This is a genomic window from uncultured Marinobacter sp., assembly GCF_947488835.1.
GTDB lineage: Bacteria > Pseudomonadota > Gammaproteobacteria > Pseudomonadales > Oleiphilaceae > Marinobacter.
The window spans coordinates 143,298-161,435 of the sequence record NZ_CANLBK010000003.1; the positions used below are offsets into that span (position 1 = coordinate 143,298).

16 protein-coding genes are annotated in these 18,138 nt (G+C 53.2%); 8 read left to right on the forward strand and 8 right to left on the reverse strand.

Annotated elements, in window-relative coordinates; all coding sequences use genetic code 11:
• The first annotated feature begins 346 nt into the window (after window positions 1-346).
• The gene (locus Q0824_RS12145) at window positions 347-1,915 is read left to right on the forward strand and encodes an EAL domain-containing protein (RefSeq protein WP_298450841.1); all 1,569 of its coding nucleotides are present in this window, start codon (window positions 347-349) and stop codon (window positions 1,913-1,915) included.
• 126 nt (window positions 1,916-2,041) lie between these two features.
• Window positions 2,042-2,605: an NAD(P)H-dependent oxidoreductase gene (locus Q0824_RS12150; RefSeq protein ID WP_298450844.1), complete on the forward strand. Its 564-nt coding sequence runs from the start codon at window positions 2,042-2,044 to the stop codon at window positions 2,603-2,605.
• Between the two features lie 60 nt (window positions 2,606-2,665).
• Here Q0824_RS12150 and nhaD read toward each other — a convergent pair whose 3' ends face one another.
• The 3 genes from nhaD to Q0824_RS12165 form a co-directional block, all read right to left on the reverse strand.
• Window positions 2,666-4,174 carry a sodium:proton antiporter NhaD gene (gene nhaD, locus Q0824_RS12155; RefSeq protein WP_298450847.1) on the reverse strand — a complete coding sequence of 503 codons (1,509 nt, stop codon included), beginning with the start codon at window positions 4,172-4,174 and terminating at the stop codon, window positions 2,666-2,668.
• Between the two features lie 162 nt (window positions 4,175-4,336).
• A complete protein-coding gene (locus tag Q0824_RS12160; protein WP_298450850.1) occupies window positions 4,337-5,095 on the reverse strand; it encodes a putative 4-mercaptohistidine N1-methyltransferase in 759 nt (252 codons plus the stop codon).
• 14 nt (window positions 5,096-5,109) lie between these two features.
• Window positions 5,110-6,468, reverse strand: a complete 1,359-nt coding sequence (locus Q0824_RS12165) for a serine hydrolase (RefSeq protein ID WP_298450852.1) — start codon at window positions 6,466-6,468, stop codon at window positions 5,110-5,112.
• A 141-nt stretch (window positions 6,469-6,609) separates the two neighbouring features.
• Here Q0824_RS12165 and Q0824_RS12170 point away from each other — a divergent pair, with 141 nt between their 5' ends.
• From Q0824_RS12170 to Q0824_RS12195, 6 genes are all read left to right on the forward strand, one after another.
• On the forward strand, window positions 6,610-7,602 hold the full coding sequence (locus Q0824_RS12170; protein WP_298450855.1) for an LLM class flavin-dependent oxidoreductase: 993 nt from the start codon (window positions 6,610-6,612) through the stop codon (window positions 7,600-7,602).
• Window positions 7,603-7,608: 6 nt separating this feature from the next.
• Window positions 7,609-8,136, forward strand: a complete 528-nt coding sequence (locus Q0824_RS12175) for a YqiA/YcfP family alpha/beta fold hydrolase (RefSeq protein ID WP_298450859.1) — start codon at window positions 7,609-7,611, stop codon at window positions 8,134-8,136.
• 122 nt (window positions 8,137-8,258) lie between these two features.
• Window positions 8,259-9,284 (forward strand): TRAP transporter substrate-binding protein DctP, encoded by a 1,026-nt coding sequence (gene dctP / locus Q0824_RS12180; RefSeq protein ID WP_298450862.1) that lies wholly within the window; start codon window positions 8,259-8,261, stop codon window positions 9,282-9,284.
• A 117-nt stretch (window positions 9,285-9,401) separates the two neighbouring features.
• Entirely contained in the window at window positions 9,402-9,995 is a 594-nt protein-coding gene (locus Q0824_RS12185; protein WP_298450866.1) for a TRAP transporter small permease, read from the forward strand.
• Window positions 9,996-10,034: 39 nt separating this feature from the next.
• Window positions 10,035-11,321: a TRAP transporter large permease gene (locus Q0824_RS12190; RefSeq protein WP_298450869.1), complete on the forward strand. Its 1,287-nt coding sequence runs from the start codon at window positions 10,035-10,037 to the stop codon at window positions 11,319-11,321.
• A 35-nt stretch (window positions 11,322-11,356) separates the two neighbouring features.
• Complete coding sequence (locus Q0824_RS12195; RefSeq protein WP_298450872.1) at window positions 11,357-11,800, forward strand: universal stress protein; 444 nt, start codon at window positions 11,357-11,359, stop codon at window positions 11,798-11,800.
• A 23-nt stretch (window positions 11,801-11,823) separates the two neighbouring features.
• On the opposite strand, the gene Q0824_RS12200 is transcribed toward Q0824_RS12195, so the two are convergent.
• The 5 genes from Q0824_RS12200 to potA form a co-directional block, all read right to left on the reverse strand.
• Window positions 11,824-14,100, reverse strand: a complete 2,277-nt coding sequence (locus tag Q0824_RS12200) for a GGDEF domain-containing protein (protein ID WP_298450876.1) — start codon at window positions 14,098-14,100, stop codon at window positions 11,824-11,826.
• 146 nt (window positions 14,101-14,246) lie between these two features.
• Entirely contained in the window at window positions 14,247-15,287 is a 1,041-nt protein-coding gene (locus Q0824_RS12205) for an extracellular solute-binding protein (RefSeq protein ID WP_298450880.1), read from the reverse strand.
• Window positions 15,284-16,051, reverse strand: a complete 768-nt coding sequence (gene potC / locus Q0824_RS12210; protein WP_298450882.1) for a spermidine/putrescine ABC transporter permease PotC — start codon at window positions 16,049-16,051, stop codon at window positions 15,284-15,286. The genes Q0824_RS12205 and potC overlap by 4 nt, the downstream gene beginning before the upstream one ends.
• Complete coding sequence (potB, locus tag Q0824_RS12215; protein WP_298450884.1) at window positions 16,051-16,911, reverse strand: spermidine/putrescine ABC transporter permease PotB; 861 nt, start codon at window positions 16,909-16,911, stop codon at window positions 16,051-16,053. The genes potC and potB overlap by 1 nt, the downstream gene beginning before the upstream one ends.
• Window positions 16,895-18,031 (reverse strand): spermidine/putrescine ABC transporter ATP-binding protein PotA, encoded by a 1,137-nt coding sequence (gene potA, locus Q0824_RS12220; protein ID WP_298450886.1) that lies wholly within the window; start codon window positions 18,029-18,031, stop codon window positions 16,895-16,897. The genes potB and potA overlap by 17 nt, the downstream gene beginning before the upstream one ends.
• Window positions 18,032-18,138: the final 107 nt, after the last annotated feature.

Consider the following 18,138-nt stretch of genomic DNA (forward strand, 5'->3'; position numbering starts at 1 on the left):
TCCTGCTTGTTTATTGTTGGTTTTGAGCTGGCACGCATTCGCTGTGGAAGGTGACGCGCCACACAAAACACTATTGATGAACATCAAACAAAGCGAGCACAACCGATGCTCAGAAATACAGAATCTCTGGGCAATTCTTTAAACACCTTGTGCCACAGGGGTTAGAAGAGAGCGCACTTAGGCACTGACTCATCTTTGAAATGCGATATATTTAAACTTTTGCATAACTGTTTTATGGTTTCCGCCAGTCCAAATAACCGAATATCAAAAGCGCCAGGGGCCACAACTTTCCCACTTAAACCATCTTCAACTATAGTGAGCACACTCCCTCAACGAAGCTTTGAACATGCCGACAGCTGATCAACATTTTCGATGGACACACGCTTTGATCGTCGCGCTTTCCGGCCTATTTGTATTTTCTCTGTACGCTGCTTTCACCATCACCCTGGCAGTTCAAAGCACTCTTGCTTCCCAATCTGAAAAACTGAACGCCCTCACTTCCGAAGCTGCGAAAATAGCACTAGAGAGCCGTTTGATTATTAATCGCCTTAACGGCCAAGGGTTTGATCACTGCCACGACGAGATGCTGCAAGCCATGCAACGGGAGCTTTTTCTTGCGAGCCGCGTGAAAGATATCGGTTTTGTCAAAAACAATGCCGTGCTGTGCACAACTGGCCAAGGGGTTTTGCAAACACCTTTTGAGCAGGGCCCGTGGGACTTCACTGGCAGAAACGGCTTCAAATTCCGACCCGACGCTCAACTTGTGCTTTTCGATGGAGAAATCACTGCGCCTATAATCCAGAAGGGCCATTTTAATGTGATTTTCGATACCCGATGGCTGGAGCGATTAGCGTCCAATAGCAACCGCTGGCAAGTGGTATATCGCAGCAGTCAGCCAGACACCCGACATGCCTATGGCAGCCGCGAAGTGTTTCGCAATCTGGGCGCGAAATCCGGACACGTTGTCACGCCGACAACCACATACTCAGAGGCCTGCAGCAACGATATTCCATACTGTGCAGGCCTTGAGATAGAGCACGCAGATCTTCTGGCTCAAAACCCGTCGCTCGCGGCGTTCCTGGGCATTACCGGCCTGGTATTAGGCTCGGGTTCAAGCCTTGTAAGCTGGTTGCTTTTAAAAAGACGGCTCAGCACAGGACAAAGGACAATCAGAGGTTTACAGCACAACGCCTACTTCCCTCTCTATCAACCTATCGTCGATCTGAAGAGTGGCAAAATTATTGGGTGCGAGGTGCTGGCCCGGTTTCACGATGCAGTTGGCCCCCTTTACCCTGATGAGTTCATCCCAACGTTAGCTAAAGCGGGTCAAAGTTGGCCATTTACCCAACTGATCATGCAGAAAACCCTGGACGACCTGCACTCCAGGACCGGGCTGCCCGACGGTTTCAAGGTAAACATCAATCTATTTCCATCAGATATTGCCCAGAGCAGGCTGAAGGACGCCGATATTTCCCTGGCCCTTGCGGCATCGAGGTTTAATATCGCTTTCGAAATCACCGAAGACGAACACCTGGATACAGCCACCGCAAAAGATTGCATCCAGTGGATTAAACAAAATGGCTTTGAACTGGCAGTGGACGACTTTGGTACCGGCTATTCCAACCTTTCCAAGGTGCGGGATCTGGGTTGCAACACGCTGAAAATTGACCGTAGTTTTGTATTTGATATCGATACCGGCGGGCTGGGAGCAGCGCTTGTGCCGTTAATGGTGCGTATTGCGAACGAACTGGGCATGGATGTTGTTGCCGAGGGCGTGGAAACAAGCGCACAAGCGGCGGTTATTGCAGAAATGGGTGTACCGCTGGCTCAGGGCTGGGCATTTGGCAAACCCATGTCAGCAACTCAATTGGAAAAGCTCGTAGGCACAACACTCCAACCCGACCAGCGCACTTGATCGGATTTCCTGTTCATCTCTCTCAAAATGCTTCGTTTGAAGTAATAGACGCGAACATCTAGATTTAAAGCACATCTTGTACCGCCGGTTTTGGCAAGGCACTCCCACCCATTCAGGACATTGTTCATGGCACTTAAACTGAATATCGTAATTTGCAGCACACGCCCTGGCCGTATTGGCCCATCCATCGCAACCTGGTTCCACGAGTTTGCGACAAACAACTCCGGCTTTGACTGCGAACTAGTAGATTTGGCTGACTTTGATCTTCCCGTTTACAACGAAGCCAACCACCCGCGCTCGGGCATATACGAACACGAACATACGAAACGCTGGTCTGAAAGCGTTAACTCAGCCGATGCCTTTGTGTTTGTAACGCCAGAATACAACTACTGCCCACCGCCAGCCTTTGTGAACGCTCTGAATTACGTTTACACAGAATGGAACTACAAGCCCTGCGGCTTCGTTAGCTATGGCGGCGCTGCAGGTGGTATTCGCGCAGCAACACTGGCTCGCCAACTGGTCAATACCCTGAAGATGATGCCGATGGTTGAAGGCGTGATGGTGCCCATGGCCTGGAACCATTTAGATGACGACAAGGTGTTTCATTCCAACGACCTGATTGACCCATCCGCTACCGCAATGCTGACCGAAATGGAAAAATGGGCCACAGCCCTGAAAACCATGCGCTGATGCGCGGCAGGAATTGATGCTTGAGCAACGGAGCCCGGAACGGGCTCCGTGCCAGGCACATCAAAACAAGTGTGCGTTAAGCCACATGTGGGTTGCGATGGACGCAGCATAACCGAGAGCAATAACCGGCGCCCAGCGCAGGTGTGACATCAGAGTGTAATAGCCTCTGGCCTGGCCCATCAACGCAACACCTGCGGCAGAGCCTATAGATAGCATGGATCCGCCAACACCCGCGGTAAGCGTAACCAGCAGCCACTGGCCATGAGACATATCTGGCTCCATCGAAAGCACGGCAAACATCACCGGGATGTTATCCACAATCGCAGATATAACACCCACCGCAATGTTGGCACCCGTTGCATTCCAGTCGGTATACAGCAACTGGGAAACCTCGGCGAGGTAGCCGATATACCCAAGCCCGCCCACACACAGCACAACTCCGTAGAAGAACAGCAGCGTATCCCATTCTGTGCGCGCCATTGGGTTGAATATGTCGAAAGGCACCGCCTTGTCGAGCCGGGCGAGCAAGCGTGTATTTTTATGGTTTTCAGCCCAAACCCGCTCACGGGCAACGCCACGTTTGAAGCTGAGTTGCAGGTAATAACTCAGGAACTGCAGGTAGGCCAGGCCCATCATCATGCCGACTACGGCGGGCAGATGCAGGAAGTTGTGGCCTAGCACAGCTGTGGTAATGGTGAGCAGAAACAGCACTACTGTGCGACGAGCGCCGCGCTTCATGATTACGGGATCCGATGCATCCTGAGGCTGTTCGCGGGGGATAGCAAAGCTCATGATAATGGCTGGCACGAGGAAGTTAACAGCCGACGGAATAAACAGCCTGAAGAACTCCGTAAACTCAACCACGCCCTTCTGCCAAACCATCAGCGTTGTGATGTCGCCAAAGGGCGAGAAGGCACCACCGGCGTTGGCTGCGACCACAATATTGATACAACCGAGACCGATAAATCTTGGGCTGTTTTCACCGACTTTCAGCAGCACAGCACACATCAATAGGGCGGTAGTCAGGTTGTCTGCAATAGGCGATATAAAGAATGCCAACAGGCCGGTAATCCAGAACAGGCTGAGATAGCTAAAGCCTCTGCTTACCAGCCAGCCACGCAAGGCATCAAACAGCTGACGCTCTTCCATGGCATTTATGTATGTCATGGCCACCAACAAGAATAGAAGAAGCTCTGAGTATTCAAGCAGGTTGTGCTTCAAGGCTGCATTAGCGCTTTCCGTATCGCCACTCATGGCTGCCGCGCCGGCAACCAGGAACCAGATCAAACCCGCCGCCAGCAACACCGGCTTGGATTTGCGCAGGTGCAGCTTTTCTTCCAGCATCACGAATGCCATGGCGATGACAAAGATGATGATAGAAATATAGCCAACAGGATGATGGGTAAGGCTTTGAGCATTGGATTCTGCAGCGCTGGCCAGCGCACTGAAACCAAATGAGAAGACTGCAAAAAAGACTAAAGCTACTTTTGCAAAAATGCTGGAAGGGGCAATTACACGAATAGAACAACGCCGGAACGGCAGTTTTTCGGAACTACTGTTTTCAGTCATGGGATCTGGCTCAAAAGTTTGGGGCGCACATTATCAATCAAAGTGCACTTTACGCACCATAGCTTCCGTCAAGTCGACGTGATCTAAGTCGTTCGTAAGCTATTATATTTTTCGCTTGCCCGGCACTTGTACTTTTGAGCCTTACCCGAAGTGCATCTATAGCTAATCCGACCTGTTTTTCTCCCAGATTGTCAGCTCGGAAAAGCTGTGCTGGAACTTGTTGCGCGTTTCACGGATCACAAACGGTAGGCTTCGCGACTCCATCAGCAAGGTGAAGTGCGGCGCCAGCATGTCGCGCAGGCCATCAAACGTGCCGTAATTCTCACCATCTTTCTGGAAGCCTCCCACCCACTTTTCTTTAGGGGTGTGCTCCTCCAGCCAGGTGTAAGGAGAGGCAATCAGCAAGAGCCCATCATCATTCATGCGCTCATGAATGCGTGTCAAAAAGAGCGGGGGGTCGTAAAGCCGGTCTATGAGGTTGCCTGCCAGCACCAGATCGTATCCTGTGAACTCAGGCTTGAGGTCGCAAGCGTCCCCTTGATGGAAAGCCACCCGCTCAGCGGCCTCTTCCAAATCCAAAGACGCTAGAGTGCGCTCCTGATACGTTACCAATGAGCCTTCTTCCGGCCGGGCGTAGCGAACCACTTTATCTCTGGCCATTACCTGGCACTGCTCCACAAACTTGCTGGAGAAATCGATGCCATCCACATGGGCAAACGCCCGAGCCAACTCAAAACTGGTGCGCCCGCAGGCACAACCAATATCCAGAGCTTTCCCCATAGTGCGCCCATCCATGGCCTCTATGGCTACTCTTGCCAGCCCTCTGGGAAAGTTGGCTTCGCCATGCCACTGCTCACCAAAGTGAAACTCCAGGTACTGGGCCAAGGTGGTGTCGTCTTCATAATAAGCGTTTTGCTGCACAACCGTTTCCTTCTTCACTGTGATGGGCGTGACGATGCTTCGGTGATTGGGAGGCGACCCACCTGCTCTTGCGCCATGAGGTAGTCGGCAACCGCCCGGTAGGCTGGCAACGAAGTTGGGTCGTTAGCCGTATTTGCGGCAACCGGGTTCGAGCCAAGCCGCACTATAACCATGTTAGCGGCCGGATTGATCCAGACGGTTTGCCCATGTACGCCGCGCGCTGCGTATGCACCGTGGTCGTCATTGCTGATCCACCACAAGCCGCCATAACTCCAGCCGGGGAGAGTTGTGTAGTCTGCCTTTGCAAACGTCTCTTTCTTACCGCCGTTACGAATGCTCGCGACAGCCGCGGCCGGTATGATTTGCTCACCGCTCACCTGCCCCTCATCAAGCATCATCTGCCCAAGCCGCGCCATATCTCTCAAGGTTGCATTGAATCCACCACCTGCGAACGGCGTGCCGATGGAGTCAACCGTAAAGAAAGCTTCGCGTTCAGTGCCGAGCCGGCTCCAGATGCGTTCGGATAAAAGCTCAGCCACCGACTTGCCTGTGGTACGTGCAATCAGCCAGCTAAGCGCGTCGGCGTTGATCGTCCGGTAGCCGAAGGCTTCACCGTGCGCGCCTTTTTTCTTTACGGTTTGCAGATACTCAAAATAGCTGCGTGGGCCGGTGTAGCCGTCCGGCTTCGGTAGCGGGCTACCTGCCAAGGCATACGCCCAGAATTCCGCATTTGGATCTGTTGAATCTTCCGAGTAATCCAGTGCTGTTGTCATGTCCATGACTTGTCGCACTGTCGCGTCGCCAAATGCGCTGTCCTTCAGTTCCGGGATCAATGTGGCGACCTTGGCGTCTTCATCGAGTCGGCCTTCCGCCACCAAAATCTCACCGAGCAGGCCTGTGAGTGACTTGGTGACGGACATTACTCCATGCAGCGTATTTTCATCCAGGCAGCCATTATAGCGCTCGTAAACAATGCGGCCCTTGTGCAGAACCAGAATGCCATCCGTGTAATTCACATCGAAAGCAGCATCCCACGTCATGGGCTCACTCCCTCCGAGCGGCACAAACTCGACCGCATCCAAACCGGCATCCAGATCAACAGGCAGTTCTCGTGTGCCCTCAGTACCATTGCGAACAACAACAGTCGGCATCATTTCGCGGAAGTGGCAGACCGTCCAGCGCAGCTTGGGAAACGTAAAAAAGTCCGGGTCAGTAAAGCGAATGGTCTTGTCAGCCGCCGGTGGAAAGCCCTGCATCCAGCCGAGTACATCGGGAGCTGAATCCTGCGCGGAAAGTGGAGTTGTGTCCTGTGCCATGGCAACGCCTCCCAGAGTCAGTGACAGGGTTAGACAGGCACTCATAATAGGCTTCATCGTCTTTTCCTTATGTATTCCGGCATTTCCCACAGATTATTTCAGACATTAACAGCATAACTTGAAACCCTCACACCCAAGCACCATATTCACTGGTCATACCCACGATCAATAGAGCCTGATGGCCCAACGGGGAGCAGCATGAGCAACCATCCTGAATACTCACTATTAGAGCTAGCGTCAGTTCGCGAAGGCGATTCCGTCGGCAACACCTTAGAGAACAGCGTAGCCTATGCTCAACATGCTGAACGCCTCGGCTTCAAGCGGTTCTGGCTGGCGGAGCACCATAATATGGAGGGTATCAGCAGCTCCGCGACCTCTGTACTAATTGGTCTCATCGCAGGCAAAACCCAAACCATTCGGGTTGGCTCCGGCGGTGTAATGCTGCCTAACCACCCACCTCTGGTGATTGCAGAGCAATTCGGAACGCTCGAAAGCATTTACCCCGGCCGTATTGACCTGGGTCTTGGCCGCGCGCCGGGCACCGACCAAATAACGGCTCGTGCCCTGCGCCGAGATGGCTTGGGCGCGGAACAATTCCCGGAAGATGTTGCGCAACTACAGTCACTCCTTGGCCCGCTAAAGCCAGGCCAAGCAGTGAAAGCCATTCCAGGTGCAGGTACCAAGGTGCCGATCTGGCTATTAGGCTCCAGCCTCTACAGCGCACAGCTAGCGGCTATGCGCGGCCTACCCTATGCCTTTGCCGGGCATTTTGCTCCGCGCCTGTACCGTGAGGCTCTGAAGGTGTACCAGGATAACTTCCAGCCTTCCGATCAGCTGCAAAAGCCTTACAGCATGCTGGCGGTTCCCGCCGTACCTTCGGCAAGCACCGAGGAAGCAAAGTACCTTGCGACCACCAGCTACCAGAGAATTCTGGCGCTTTTCCGGGGACAGCCCCTTTGGATGAAAGAGCCGGTGGAATCGATGGATGGCCTTTGGAACCCAGCTGAACAAGCGACTGTTAAGGATTTTCTGGGGCTGCAACTGCTTGGCGATGCCGCGGCTATCAAAACCCAAATCAACGAACTACTGGCCAGTGTGGACGTGGATGAGCTTATGTTTACCGTGGATATTTATGATCCAGAAAAACGGCGGCATGCACTCGACATACTTAATGGAACCCGGGAAGACTAAAGCGCCATGAATAAACGCATTACACACATTTTCCTCTCCCATGGTATGGAGAGCGGTCCCGGCGGAACCAAAATTCAGGCCCTCAAAGCCTTGGCCGAGTCCTTTGAAGACGTCCGGGCGCACGCCATAGACCATAGAAGCACCAAAGACCCGGCCACTCGCCTTACCCAGATGCAAGACGCCATAGCCGCCAGTGGTGCAGATCCCTGCAACATTATTCTTGCGGGCTCCAGCATGGGTGGCTGGGTTTGCGCACAAACCAGTGAGCAAACCCCGGTCCTGGGTTGCTTTCTGCTGGCACCGGCGTTGGCAATGGAGGGCTACCCGCAATCCAGCCCACGCATACAAGCCAAACATGTGCAGATCATCCACGGCTGGGATGATGATGTTGTGCCCCCAATGCCCGTTATTGAGCTGGCCCGAAAACAGGCATTGCCAACGCTGCTGCTCCCCGATGGTCACCGCCTTGCCAACAGCCTTGAACGGATCACCAAGGAATTCCGGGCATTCCTTTCCAGAGCCGGCATCCAGTAATCGAACACATATTGGCCAATATGGAACCAAACAGGCCATTTTCTTGCGAAAGTCGGTAAGTTTTGCCAGTCTCTACTAATGTAACAATAAATGTCTGAAGAAAAATGAACGGAGAAAACCCGATGAGCAGCATGAGTAAACTCAAGAAACTGGCCGGAATTTCAGCGTTCGCATTCGCGGCAATGACCGCAGCAAACTCTGTGAACGCAGCAAACTGGCGCTACGCTCACGAAGAGTATGAAGGCGACGTACAGGATGTATACGCATATAAATTCAAGGAATACATCGAAGAGAACTCCGACCACACGCTCCAGATTTATCGTTTTGGCGAGCTGGGTGAGTCTGATGACATCATGGAACAAACCCAGGCAGGCATTCTGAACTTTGTTAACCAGTCGCCTGGCTTTACCGGTGCTCTGATTCCTGAAGCACAGATCTTCTTTATCCCCTACCTGATGCCCACAGATATAAGCACGGTTATTGATTTCTTCCGTGAGAGTAAGGCCATCAACGAAGACTTTCCGAAGCTTTATGCCGAGAAAGGCCTTGAGCTTCTGCAGATGTACCCGGAAGGTGAGTTTGTTATCACGCTGGATGAGCCAGTCACAACGCCTGAAGGTATGAAGAACAAGAAGATCCGGGTTATGACCAACCCACTGTTGTCTGAAACCTACTCTGCGTTCGGCGCAACACCAACGCCGCTGCCTTGGGGCGAAGTTTACGGTGCTCTGCAGACCAACATGATCAACGGTCAGGAAAACCCGATTTTCTGGATCGAGTCAGGCGGGCTGTACGAAGTGTCTCCTAACCTGATCTACACCGGTCACGGCTGGTTCACAACTGCTGCAATGGCCAACAAGGATTTTTACGATGGCCTCAAAGATGAGGACAAGAAGCTCATCCAGGATGCAGCAGATTATGCTTTTGAAAAAATCATCACCCATATCGATGGTTTGGCGGATGAAGCTCTCGCGAAAATCCAGGCCGCCAGTGACGAAGTTACTGTCACGCGCCTGAACGAAGAGCAGATCAAAGCGTTCAAGGCTCGCGCTCCTCAAGTAGAGAAAAAGTTCATTGAGATGACTGGCAAGGGCGGCGAACAACTGCTAAACCAGTTCAAGAAAGACCTGAAAGAAGTGCAAAAGTAATATTCTTGCATTGCTCCTGTGTCCGTCGGCTCTCGCCGGCGGACACTCCATAGAACTAACCCCGCCCCGCCAAGCATTAGTGACCGGTCGGGAGCGACATGAACCGGAGCAGATCCCATGTCGGAGAACACCCCGGAGATAGATGACGACACCGGTCCTTTTGAGTCCGGTCTGCCCGGGTTTCTGGGAACCATAGACGGTTGGATTGCCAATGCCGAGGCCGTCATTTTGGCCACAGGCATTATCCTCATGGCCATCAATACCGTTGTAAACGTTATTGCGCGATTTGTGTTTGGAGAGGGCTTTTTCTTCTCGGGCGAAATCAATCGCATCCTGATTATTCTCGTGACCTTTGCCGGCATCGGGTACGCGGCGCGTTACGGGCGTCACATTCGGATGTCTGCGGTTTACGATGCACTACCAGCCAAAGGCCGCAAGGTGCTGATGATCTTCATCGCCCTGTTTACTTCTGCGGTAATGTTCTTCCTGTGCTACCACTCCTACGGATACATCGAGACTCTTTACAGCCGTGGCCGCATTTTGCCGGCGTTGGGTTTTGAGATCTGGTGGATTTATATCTGGGTGCCTGTGGGCTTTGCCGTGACTGGCATTCAGTATTTCCTCACAGCAATCAAGAACTTCACCACTGAGGATGTTTATCTCTCCACCGGAGTGATCGACGGATACGCTGATTCAGAATCGGAAGTCTGATCCGGTTTTACACCGGGCACGATAAAAAAGGGCACACCTATGGCGACTATTCTAATGATCATCATGATCGGGCTGCTGCTGCTCGGTTTCCCGATGATGATCCCACTGACGACCGCCGCCGTCGTTGGCTTTGTAATGATGTTCGACGGCTTCGGCCAGATGGGCACGTTTATTCAACAGATGATGGGGGGAATTCGACCCGCATCTCTGATTGCCGTACCCATGTTCATTCTCGCTGCAGACATAATGACCCGTGGCCAGTCTGCGGACAGATTGATTAACATGGTTATGGCCTTTATCGGCCATATCAAGGGCGGCCTGGCGATCAGTACCGCAACTTCCTGTACTCTCTTCGGTGCCGTTTCCGGCTCTACTCAGGCGACCGTTGTGGCCGTTGGTTCTCCCCTACGGCCTAAAATGCTGAAGGCCGGCTATTCCGATTCGTTCACTCTGGCTTTGATCATCAACGCCAGCGACATTGCCTTCCTGATACCCCCCAGCATCGGCATGATTATCTATGGGGTCATCTCCCAAACATCCATTGCAGAACTGTTCATTGCGGGGGTCGGCCCGGGCATCCTGATCCTGTTCATGTTCTCGCTTTACTGCCTGTTCTACGCCTACAAAAACAACGTACCCACGGAGCCCAAGGCAAGCTGGCGCCAGCGTGCGCTTTCAGTTCGTGATGCCAGTTGGCCACTGTTTTTCCCGGTTATCATTGTGGGTGGTATCTACGGCGGTATTTTCAGCCCTACAGAGGCTGCAGCGGTGTGCGTACTCTATGCATTCCTGTTGGAATTCATCATATTCCGCTCTCTGAAGATTGGTGAAGTTTACAAGATTGCCAAATCTACCGGCCTGATCACCGCCGTGGTCTTTATTCTGGTGGCCGTAGGTAACGGTTTCTCCTGGATCATTTCCTTTGCCCAGATCCCCCAGGCAATCCTGGAATCTGTTGGAGTAAACGAAGCCGGCCCGGTGGGCGTGCTTATCGCTATCTGTGTGGCCTTCTTTGTCGCCTGCATGTTTGTAGACCCCATTGTCGTCATCCTGGTATTAACGCCAATCTTCGCCCCTGCCATTCAGGCAACGGGGTTGGACCCAGTGCTGGTGGGTGTACTCATCACCCTGCAGGTTGCAATTGGATCGGCAACGCCGCCGTTTGGCTGTGACATCTTCACAGCGATTGCGATCTTCAAACGGCCGTACCTTGAAGTTATCCGGGGCACGCCTCCGTTTATTTTCATGCTGATCCTGGCGGCTGGCCTGATCATTGCCTTCCCGCAGATCGCTCTGTTCCTGCGTGATCTTGCCTTTGCAGACTGACGCACACTTGGATCTGAATTTATAAGGAGACAAGCATGTTCAAACGGATACTGGTGGCAGTAGATGGGTCCAAAACCTCACTCAAGGCTTTGGATAAGGCTATCGGGTTTCAAAAACTGATGCCTGAAACCGAGATCTTCATTCTCTGCGTGTACAAGCACCACAGCCTGTTTGAAGCGTCTCTCTCCATTGGCCGGCCTGCGGACATGGATATTCCAGACAAGGTGCTGTCTGATTACGCTAAAGAAGTGGTCAAACATGCCAAGGATATGGCTATTGACCACGGAGCAACGAAGATTCGCGGCTTTGTGAAATCGGGGCGTCCATCAAAGGTCATTGTGAAATTTGCCCAAGACAAAGAAGCAGATCTGATCGTGGTGGGAACTCGAGGCACACATAGTGACAAAGACGGGATGCTTCTCGGTAGTGTTTCACACCGGGTGGCCTCTCAGGCCAAGTGCCCGGTTCTGGTGGTTTGACCCCCATTTCATGGACCGGCCGGCTAGATATCCGGGAACGCCTCAACCTTATTTCGCCCCCCAGCTTTAGCTTTGTATAGCATCTCATCTGCCAGCTTCAACAGCTTCTCGGGATTGTTCGTACTGCCCGGCCATGACGCAGCGCCAATGGATATGGTCAGGGACCCGAGATCTTTGCCCTCAAATATCACCGTTTCTTTTCGCACGGCTTCGCGCAGTTGCTCAGCTCGTTCTCTTGCTCCAGCTATATCTGATGCGGGCAGAATCACCACAAACTCTTCGCCACCGTAGCGGCAGACAACATCGCTGCCACGAAAACGCGATTCCAGTATTGCAGCGAATGCTTTCAGTGCGGCGTCACCTGCTTCATGCCCATGGGTGTCGTTAAACTGCTTGAAGTGGTCTATATCAACCAGCAACAACGACAGTGGCAGTTCTTTGCGTAGGGCTACGGTAGCTTCGTGTTCAAACAACTGATCAAAATAGCGGCGATTCTTAAGCCCCGTGAGGGCGTCTTCATAAGAGAAGCGGCGCAGGTCTTCCTTGAGTGAAATTCCTGAAAGCGTTACCCCAATTCGTTCAACCACCAGGTTGATTGAAGCCATTAACCTTGCTGCGCCGCCTTCAGTTTTCCCAGAGCTGTTTATGCTGTCTACATCCACCAGCAACAAGCATTCCGGCGCTGGCCCATGGCCCATAAACTCCACATTGATAGAGAAGCACACCAGTCCCCGGCTGTTCTTGCAAGCCGCCTCAGCCTCCTCGATGGAGCCGGCAAGAAGATGAACCGGGGGCGGCATATGGCTGAGCGTCTCAATAGCAGGAGGCAGATCAGGCAGTGAATCTCCGTAGCCCCAAAGCGCAAGGCGCTCATAGCCACCAAAGGCCGTTCGCCGGTATATCATACCCTTGATGGGACTGCACAAACTGGGCATATCCTCAGCGAGCCGTTGAAACGCCTGATCGAGGCTAACGCATGCTTGCAGTTCCGAAACAACCTCGGCAAAAAACCGGCTTTTCTGATTTTCAAACGCCAGAACCTCAGCACGGGTCTGCTCTCGCTGCAAAAGCTTCTCTGTTTTTTCGGTTCGCTCAGCCACTTGGTGCTCAAGTGTAACAGTTAACTCCTGCAGGGCTCGCTGGGTCATCCCGTAATGTCTTAACGAGATTATGACGACGGCTAATATAAACACGAGAAGACCCAGGCCAACGGGTACCTGTACCCATGGCATGAAACCATGGGCTACTGCCATGTCTGCAACCAACAAAGCACCGAACACGCCACAAGCCAGCACAAGAACTTGCTGCTCAGTGGTCATTAAATGCATCCGCGGAGCGGTTATCAGCGCCATTGAAAAGAGGGACAACAAAAACAGAGCGTCAAAGGGCGGGAAGGTAAACGAAAGGCCTATAACACCTGTCAACGCCAGGCTCAGCGCCCCCAGCGCGTATACAAGATGCAGTTTCCAGATCACTGAAATAGCTCGCGGCGGGCGGGCGCTACCCAGCCATTGGTCGAGCATAAGCCAAAGACCAACAGGCAGCAGAAAGTAGCTCCCGGCGGCCAGGTAATCCCACATCAAGGCATCGGGCACAAGCAGCTGGCTGGCTGAGCTTTCGGAAAGGAGCATCACTGACGAAGCCAGCGAAAAAAGAGCAATGCTGGTAAAGGTTTTCCTGCCGCCCTGCAGCAGGGAAAGTATCAGTGCGAGCAACGCCACCAGCAGAGAGAACCCGGCAACAAGCAGGGCCTCCAGAGAGCTGTTAAGGATATGCAGAATTAACTCTGAGTGATCCATGAGGCTCACTTCACCCCAAAGGCCTATGTCCGTGTAATCAGAAAACACGCGGAAATACAGCGTTTTATTCTCGTAACCCTCTGGCAGAGTTATTTTGTGCCAGGGCCAGCCTTCGAATTTGCCCCGACCATCTTTGTCGAAGGTGCCGTATTGGTAGATGTTTTCACCATCCAGCCACACCTGAACAATCAAATCGATACTCAGGATATAAAGCACGGGATCTTGCCAGTCACCCGCGGGCAGGGTTACCCGATACCACACCTGATCCTGGCCATTTCGGCCTGAGGGGTTAGAAGGGAAATCAATGGCATGCCACTGTTCTGGCTGCTGTGCAAGGGCCCAGTCAGGTGTTCCTTCCACAGTTAAGGGTAAGTCGCCCCAGCGGTATTCCCAGCCTGCGGTTAGTGGCTGCGGTGCCGCCAAAAGTGCGGCCGGCGCAAGTCCGCACAGGGCTCCGAACAGGATAATGAGGATTTTTAGAAAGTGTGCAGGTATAGACACGGGTATTCGGCCAGTTGGGGCTATACAGGCCAGTATAGTGCACCCTACCTCCGACGTGTATAAAGAACAGACACCAAATCGTATTTGGAAAGGAGGATTGCAGGGCCAAGGACTGGCCCTGCACTATCACACTCGGAAGCCGGGTGTTACAGCCCTGATTTCAGTTTTTCCCAGTACTTGGCATAGACCTGCAAGGCTTCATCCCCTATGTCGGTCTGAAACTCTGCATTCACCATGTCTTCCGGAGTAGGGTAGCTGGCACGATCTCCGGCGACCTCATCGTCCAACAGCTCCCTGGCAGATAGCACCGGCGTGGCGTAGCCAATATCTTCGCTGATCAGCGCCGCAATTTCCGGTTGCAGCACAAAGCTGATGAACTGATGGGCTGCTTCCGGGTTCTTGGCATTCTTTGGGATTACGAAGCTGTCCAGCCAGGCAATAACGCCCTCTTCCGGATACACATACTCCAGCGCTTCCATGCTCTCCTTGCCCATAACGGCTTCGCCGTTCCAGATCATGCCCACATCCGCCTCGCCTTCGAGGAAGGGCATGCGGGGTGCATCCGAGTTAAATGTACGCACGGAGGGCATGAGCTCCGTCAGCTTTTCATAGGCTTCCTCAATTTGCTGAGGGTCGGTGCTGTTACCGGGATAGCCCAGTACTCGCAGGCTCATGTGAAAGACTTCACGCATGTCATTTGTCAGGTTCACCTTGCCTTTGAAGCGCTCATCCCAGAGATCTTCCCACGCGGTCACCGGCTCGCCGGCAATATCGGCCGTATCCACGCCAATACCGGTAGTGCCCCAGAGATAAGGCACGCTGAACTGGTTACTCGGGTCGATATCCAGGCCTGTGAGTTCCGGATCAAGCTGATCAAAGCCGCTGATCTTGCTTTGGTCGATGGGCAACAGCAGCCCTTCATTGCGCATTTTGCTGACATAGTAAGTAGAAGGCACAGCAAGGTCGTATGCGGCGCTCTCATCCAGCAACTTCAAACGGGCGTACATGGCCTCGTTGCTGTCGTAGGTGGTGTATACCACTTTGATGCCGGTCTCATCTTCGAAGCGGGTCAGCACTTCCTGAGGCATGTATTCAGACCAGTTGTACAGATTAAGTACCTGCGGGTCATCGGAACTGCAGCCGGTCAGGCCAAGCGCCAGAATGCCGGCCAGTGCGAGTTTCTTCATTGTTTGCTCCTTGAAAGAATCCATTGCGACAACATCAACATCACTAGTGAGAACACTAGCAGCAGAGTGCCAAGTGCGTTTACTTCAGGTTTAAGCCCCACGCGCACCATGGAGTAGATGCGCAGTGGCAGAATTTCGTAACTTGGGCCGCTCACAAAGGTGCTCACCACCACATCGTCCATGGACAGGGTGAAGCCGAGCAACCAGCCTGCCATTAACGCCGGCATGATAACCGGTATCAAAACGGTGCGGGTCATGGTGAAGTCGCTCGCGCCCAAATCTCTGGCTGCTTCTGGTAAGCGTTCATCAAAACCGCTGAGCCGTGCCATAACGGTAATCACTACAAACGGCAGGCAGAATGTCACGTGCGCAAGCAGCAATGAAACGTAGCCAAGTTTCAGGCCCAGCAGCAGGAACAGCCCCAGCAACGAAATGGCCAGCACAATTTCAGGCGACATCATCACCACAAAGAGCATGCCGTTCAGAACTCTTTTGCCGCGAAATCGATAGCGATGCAGGGCCAGTGCGGTGAGCGCGCCAATGATTGTGGAGACCGTAGCCGCGGTAAGTGCCAGCCACAGCGAATTCCACATGGCCTGCACCATGGCGTGATTGTTAAATAATGAATCGTACCAGCGCAGACTCAACCCGCCCCAGCTATAACCCGTGCGGGAGTCGTTAAAAGAAAACACCACCAGCACCACAATCGGCACGTACAACAGCAGGTACACCAGGGTGAGGTAACTACGGGAGAGCCAGCGCATCAGGCACCCTCCTCGCCCAGGCGGCGCTTACTCAGGCGGTGAGCGAACATCAGCAATGCCATGGTAAGTGTCAGCACGATGCTGGCGGCGGCACCAAAGGGCCAGTTGCGGGCATCCAGAAACTGGTTTTTGATCACGTTACCCACCAGTAGATTGCGGGACCCGCCCAGAATGTCCGGTACAAAGAACAATCCCATCGCTGGAAGCAATACCAGCATTACACCGGCCAACACGCCCGGCAGCGTCAGCGGCACCACGACATTTTTAAAGGTAGCCAAGCGACCCGCACCCAAGTCGTGGGAGGCGAGCAGGACATCCTGCCGCAAATCTTCGAATACCGAATACAGGGGCAGGATCATAAAGGGCAGCAGCAAATACACCAGGCCGACGATCACGGCACCTTCGGTGTACAAAAGCTGCGCCGGCTCATCAATCACACCCAAAGACATAAGTGCGCTGTTCAAAAGACCGTTGGTGGCCAGGATTAGCTTCAAGGCGTAGGTGCGCACCAGAGAGTTTGTCCAGAAGGGCACAATCAACAGGAAAATCAGGAGCATCTGCCGGCGCTTCTCCACCCGCGACAAGGCCCATGCAAAAGGGTAACCGATCAGCAAACAAATCAGAGTTGTTAGTGCCGCCATGTACAAGGAGTGAAGAAACACGTCCAGATACAGAGGATTAAACAGTTGCCGGTAGGCATCCAGGTTCAAGGGCAACGAGATAAAAGTAGAGGGGTTCCGCGTCATCACGCTGGCACCCACCACAAGCATATTGGGCGCGAGCACGAGGAACAGCAACCAACCCCACACCAGCACCAGTACAGCCGCTCTGAACGGCTGCTGTTTAATGCTCCGCATCATCAGCTGCCAGCTCCTCCTCATCGGTGAGCGGCTCGTCGCCCTCTTCCGCCAACAACCATTCCCAGCCATCTACCCAGCTAACACGCACCCGCTCACCAATGCTGTAATCGAATGTGGGGTCGTCCTCATCAAAGAACTCGCTCGCCATTACATGGCTGCCGTCTTCCAGCTCAATCATCGAATCCAGGGTACTGCCTTTGTAGTTGCGTTCGACAATCTTGCCGGCCACACCTTCGGTATCATCTGGTGCAAGCACACGGATATCTTCCGGGCGCAGCAAAACGTGTAGAGACTGTTTCATCGCAACACGGAACGAAGGCTTGTTCAGATCCCGATTCAGGCCAAACACATCCACACTGATGCGCTCACCCTCAATGTTGGTTACACGGCCGGGGAAAAAATTAGTCTGGCCCACAAAGCGCGCGGTAAACACATTTGCCGGGCGCTCATAGACTTCACGAGGTGTGCCAAGTTGCTGAATGTGCCCGTCTTTAAGCACCACAATTCGATCAGACATGGACAACGCTTCTTCCTGATCGTGGGTGACGAACACGAAGGTAATGCCCAGCTCCCGCTGCAGGCGTTTGAGCTCTACCTGCATGGTGCGGCGTAATTTATAGTCCAGCGCAGACAGAGGCTCGTCCAGCAGCAGCATTTTGGGCCGTTTGACCACTGCCCGGGCAATCGCAACCCGCTGCTGCTGGCCTCCGGAAAGCTGGTGAGGCTTGCGCCTGGCAAAGTCCTCCAACTGAACCATTGCAAGCGCTTCTTCAACTCGCTCCGCTATTTCAGCTTTCGGCCGTTTTTCCATTTTCAAGCCATAGGCCACATTGTCGAAAACCGACATGTGTGGGAACAGCGCATAGTTCTGGAAAACGGTGTTGAGCGGCCGGTGTTCCGGCGGGGTCTGAGTGATATCAACGCCAGACAGGGTAACCGTGCCCTCATCCGGATGTTCAAAACCCGCCATCATGCGTAACAAGGTGGTTTTACCACAACCGGAGGGCCCCAAAAGGGTAATGAATTCGCCATCATCAATGGTAAGGCTGAGTTCATCCAACACGGTCTTGCCATCAAACTGCTTGCTGATACCGCTTAGCGATAAGAGTGTTTTAGTCATCAACCCTGCCCAAGATTAAGAGAGCTTCTGAAAAAGCCCCTGCTGCGGCGTATTTTTCCAGAAAGGAAGCTACATAAAAAGCAGTGTGCAGGATTTACGCACTGCAT

Bases quoted from the DNA above. Each gene is read 5' to 3' on its own strand.
- Q0824_RS12145 (WP_298450841.1), top strand. From the start codon at position 347: ATGCCGACAGCTGATCAACATTTTCGATGGACACACGCTTTGATCGTC.
- Q0824_RS12150 (WP_298450844.1), top strand. From the start codon at position 2,042: ATGGCACTTAAACTGAATATCGTAATTTGCAGCACACGCCCTGGCCGT.
- nhaD (WP_298450847.1), bottom strand. From the start codon at position 4,174: ATGACTGAAAACAGTAGTTCCGAAAAACTGCCGTTCCGGCGTTGTTCT.
- Q0824_RS12165 (WP_298450852.1), bottom strand. From the start codon at position 6,468: ATGAAGCCTATTATGAGTGCCTGTCTAACCCTGTCACTGACTCTGGGA.
- Q0824_RS12170 (WP_298450855.1), top strand. From the start codon at position 6,610: ATGAGCAACCATCCTGAATACTCACTATTAGAGCTAGCGTCAGTTCGC.
- Q0824_RS12175 (WP_298450859.1), top strand. From the start codon at position 7,609: ATGAATAAACGCATTACACACATTTTCCTCTCCCATGGTATGGAGAGC.
- dctP (WP_298450862.1), top strand. From the start codon at position 8,259: ATGAGCAGCATGAGTAAACTCAAGAAACTGGCCGGAATTTCAGCGTTC.
- Q0824_RS12185 (WP_298450866.1), top strand. From the start codon at position 9,402: ATGTCGGAGAACACCCCGGAGATAGATGACGACACCGGTCCTTTTGAG.
- Q0824_RS12190 (WP_298450869.1), top strand. From the start codon at position 10,035: ATGGCGACTATTCTAATGATCATCATGATCGGGCTGCTGCTGCTCGGT.
- Q0824_RS12195 (WP_298450872.1), top strand. From the start codon at position 11,357: ATGTTCAAACGGATACTGGTGGCAGTAGATGGGTCCAAAACCTCACTC.
- Q0824_RS12205 (WP_298450880.1), bottom strand. From the start codon at position 15,287: ATGAAGAAACTCGCACTGGCCGGCATTCTGGCGCTTGGCCTGACCGGC.
- potC (WP_298450882.1), bottom strand. From the start codon at position 16,051: ATGCGCTGGCTCTCCCGTAGTTACCTCACCCTGGTGTACCTGCTGTTG.
- potB (WP_298450884.1), bottom strand. From the start codon at position 16,911: ATGATGCGGAGCATTAAACAGCAGCCGTTCAGAGCGGCTGTACTGGTG.
- potA (WP_298450886.1), bottom strand. From the start codon at position 18,031: ATGACTAAAACACTCTTATCGCTAAGCGGTATCAGCAAGCAGTTTGAT.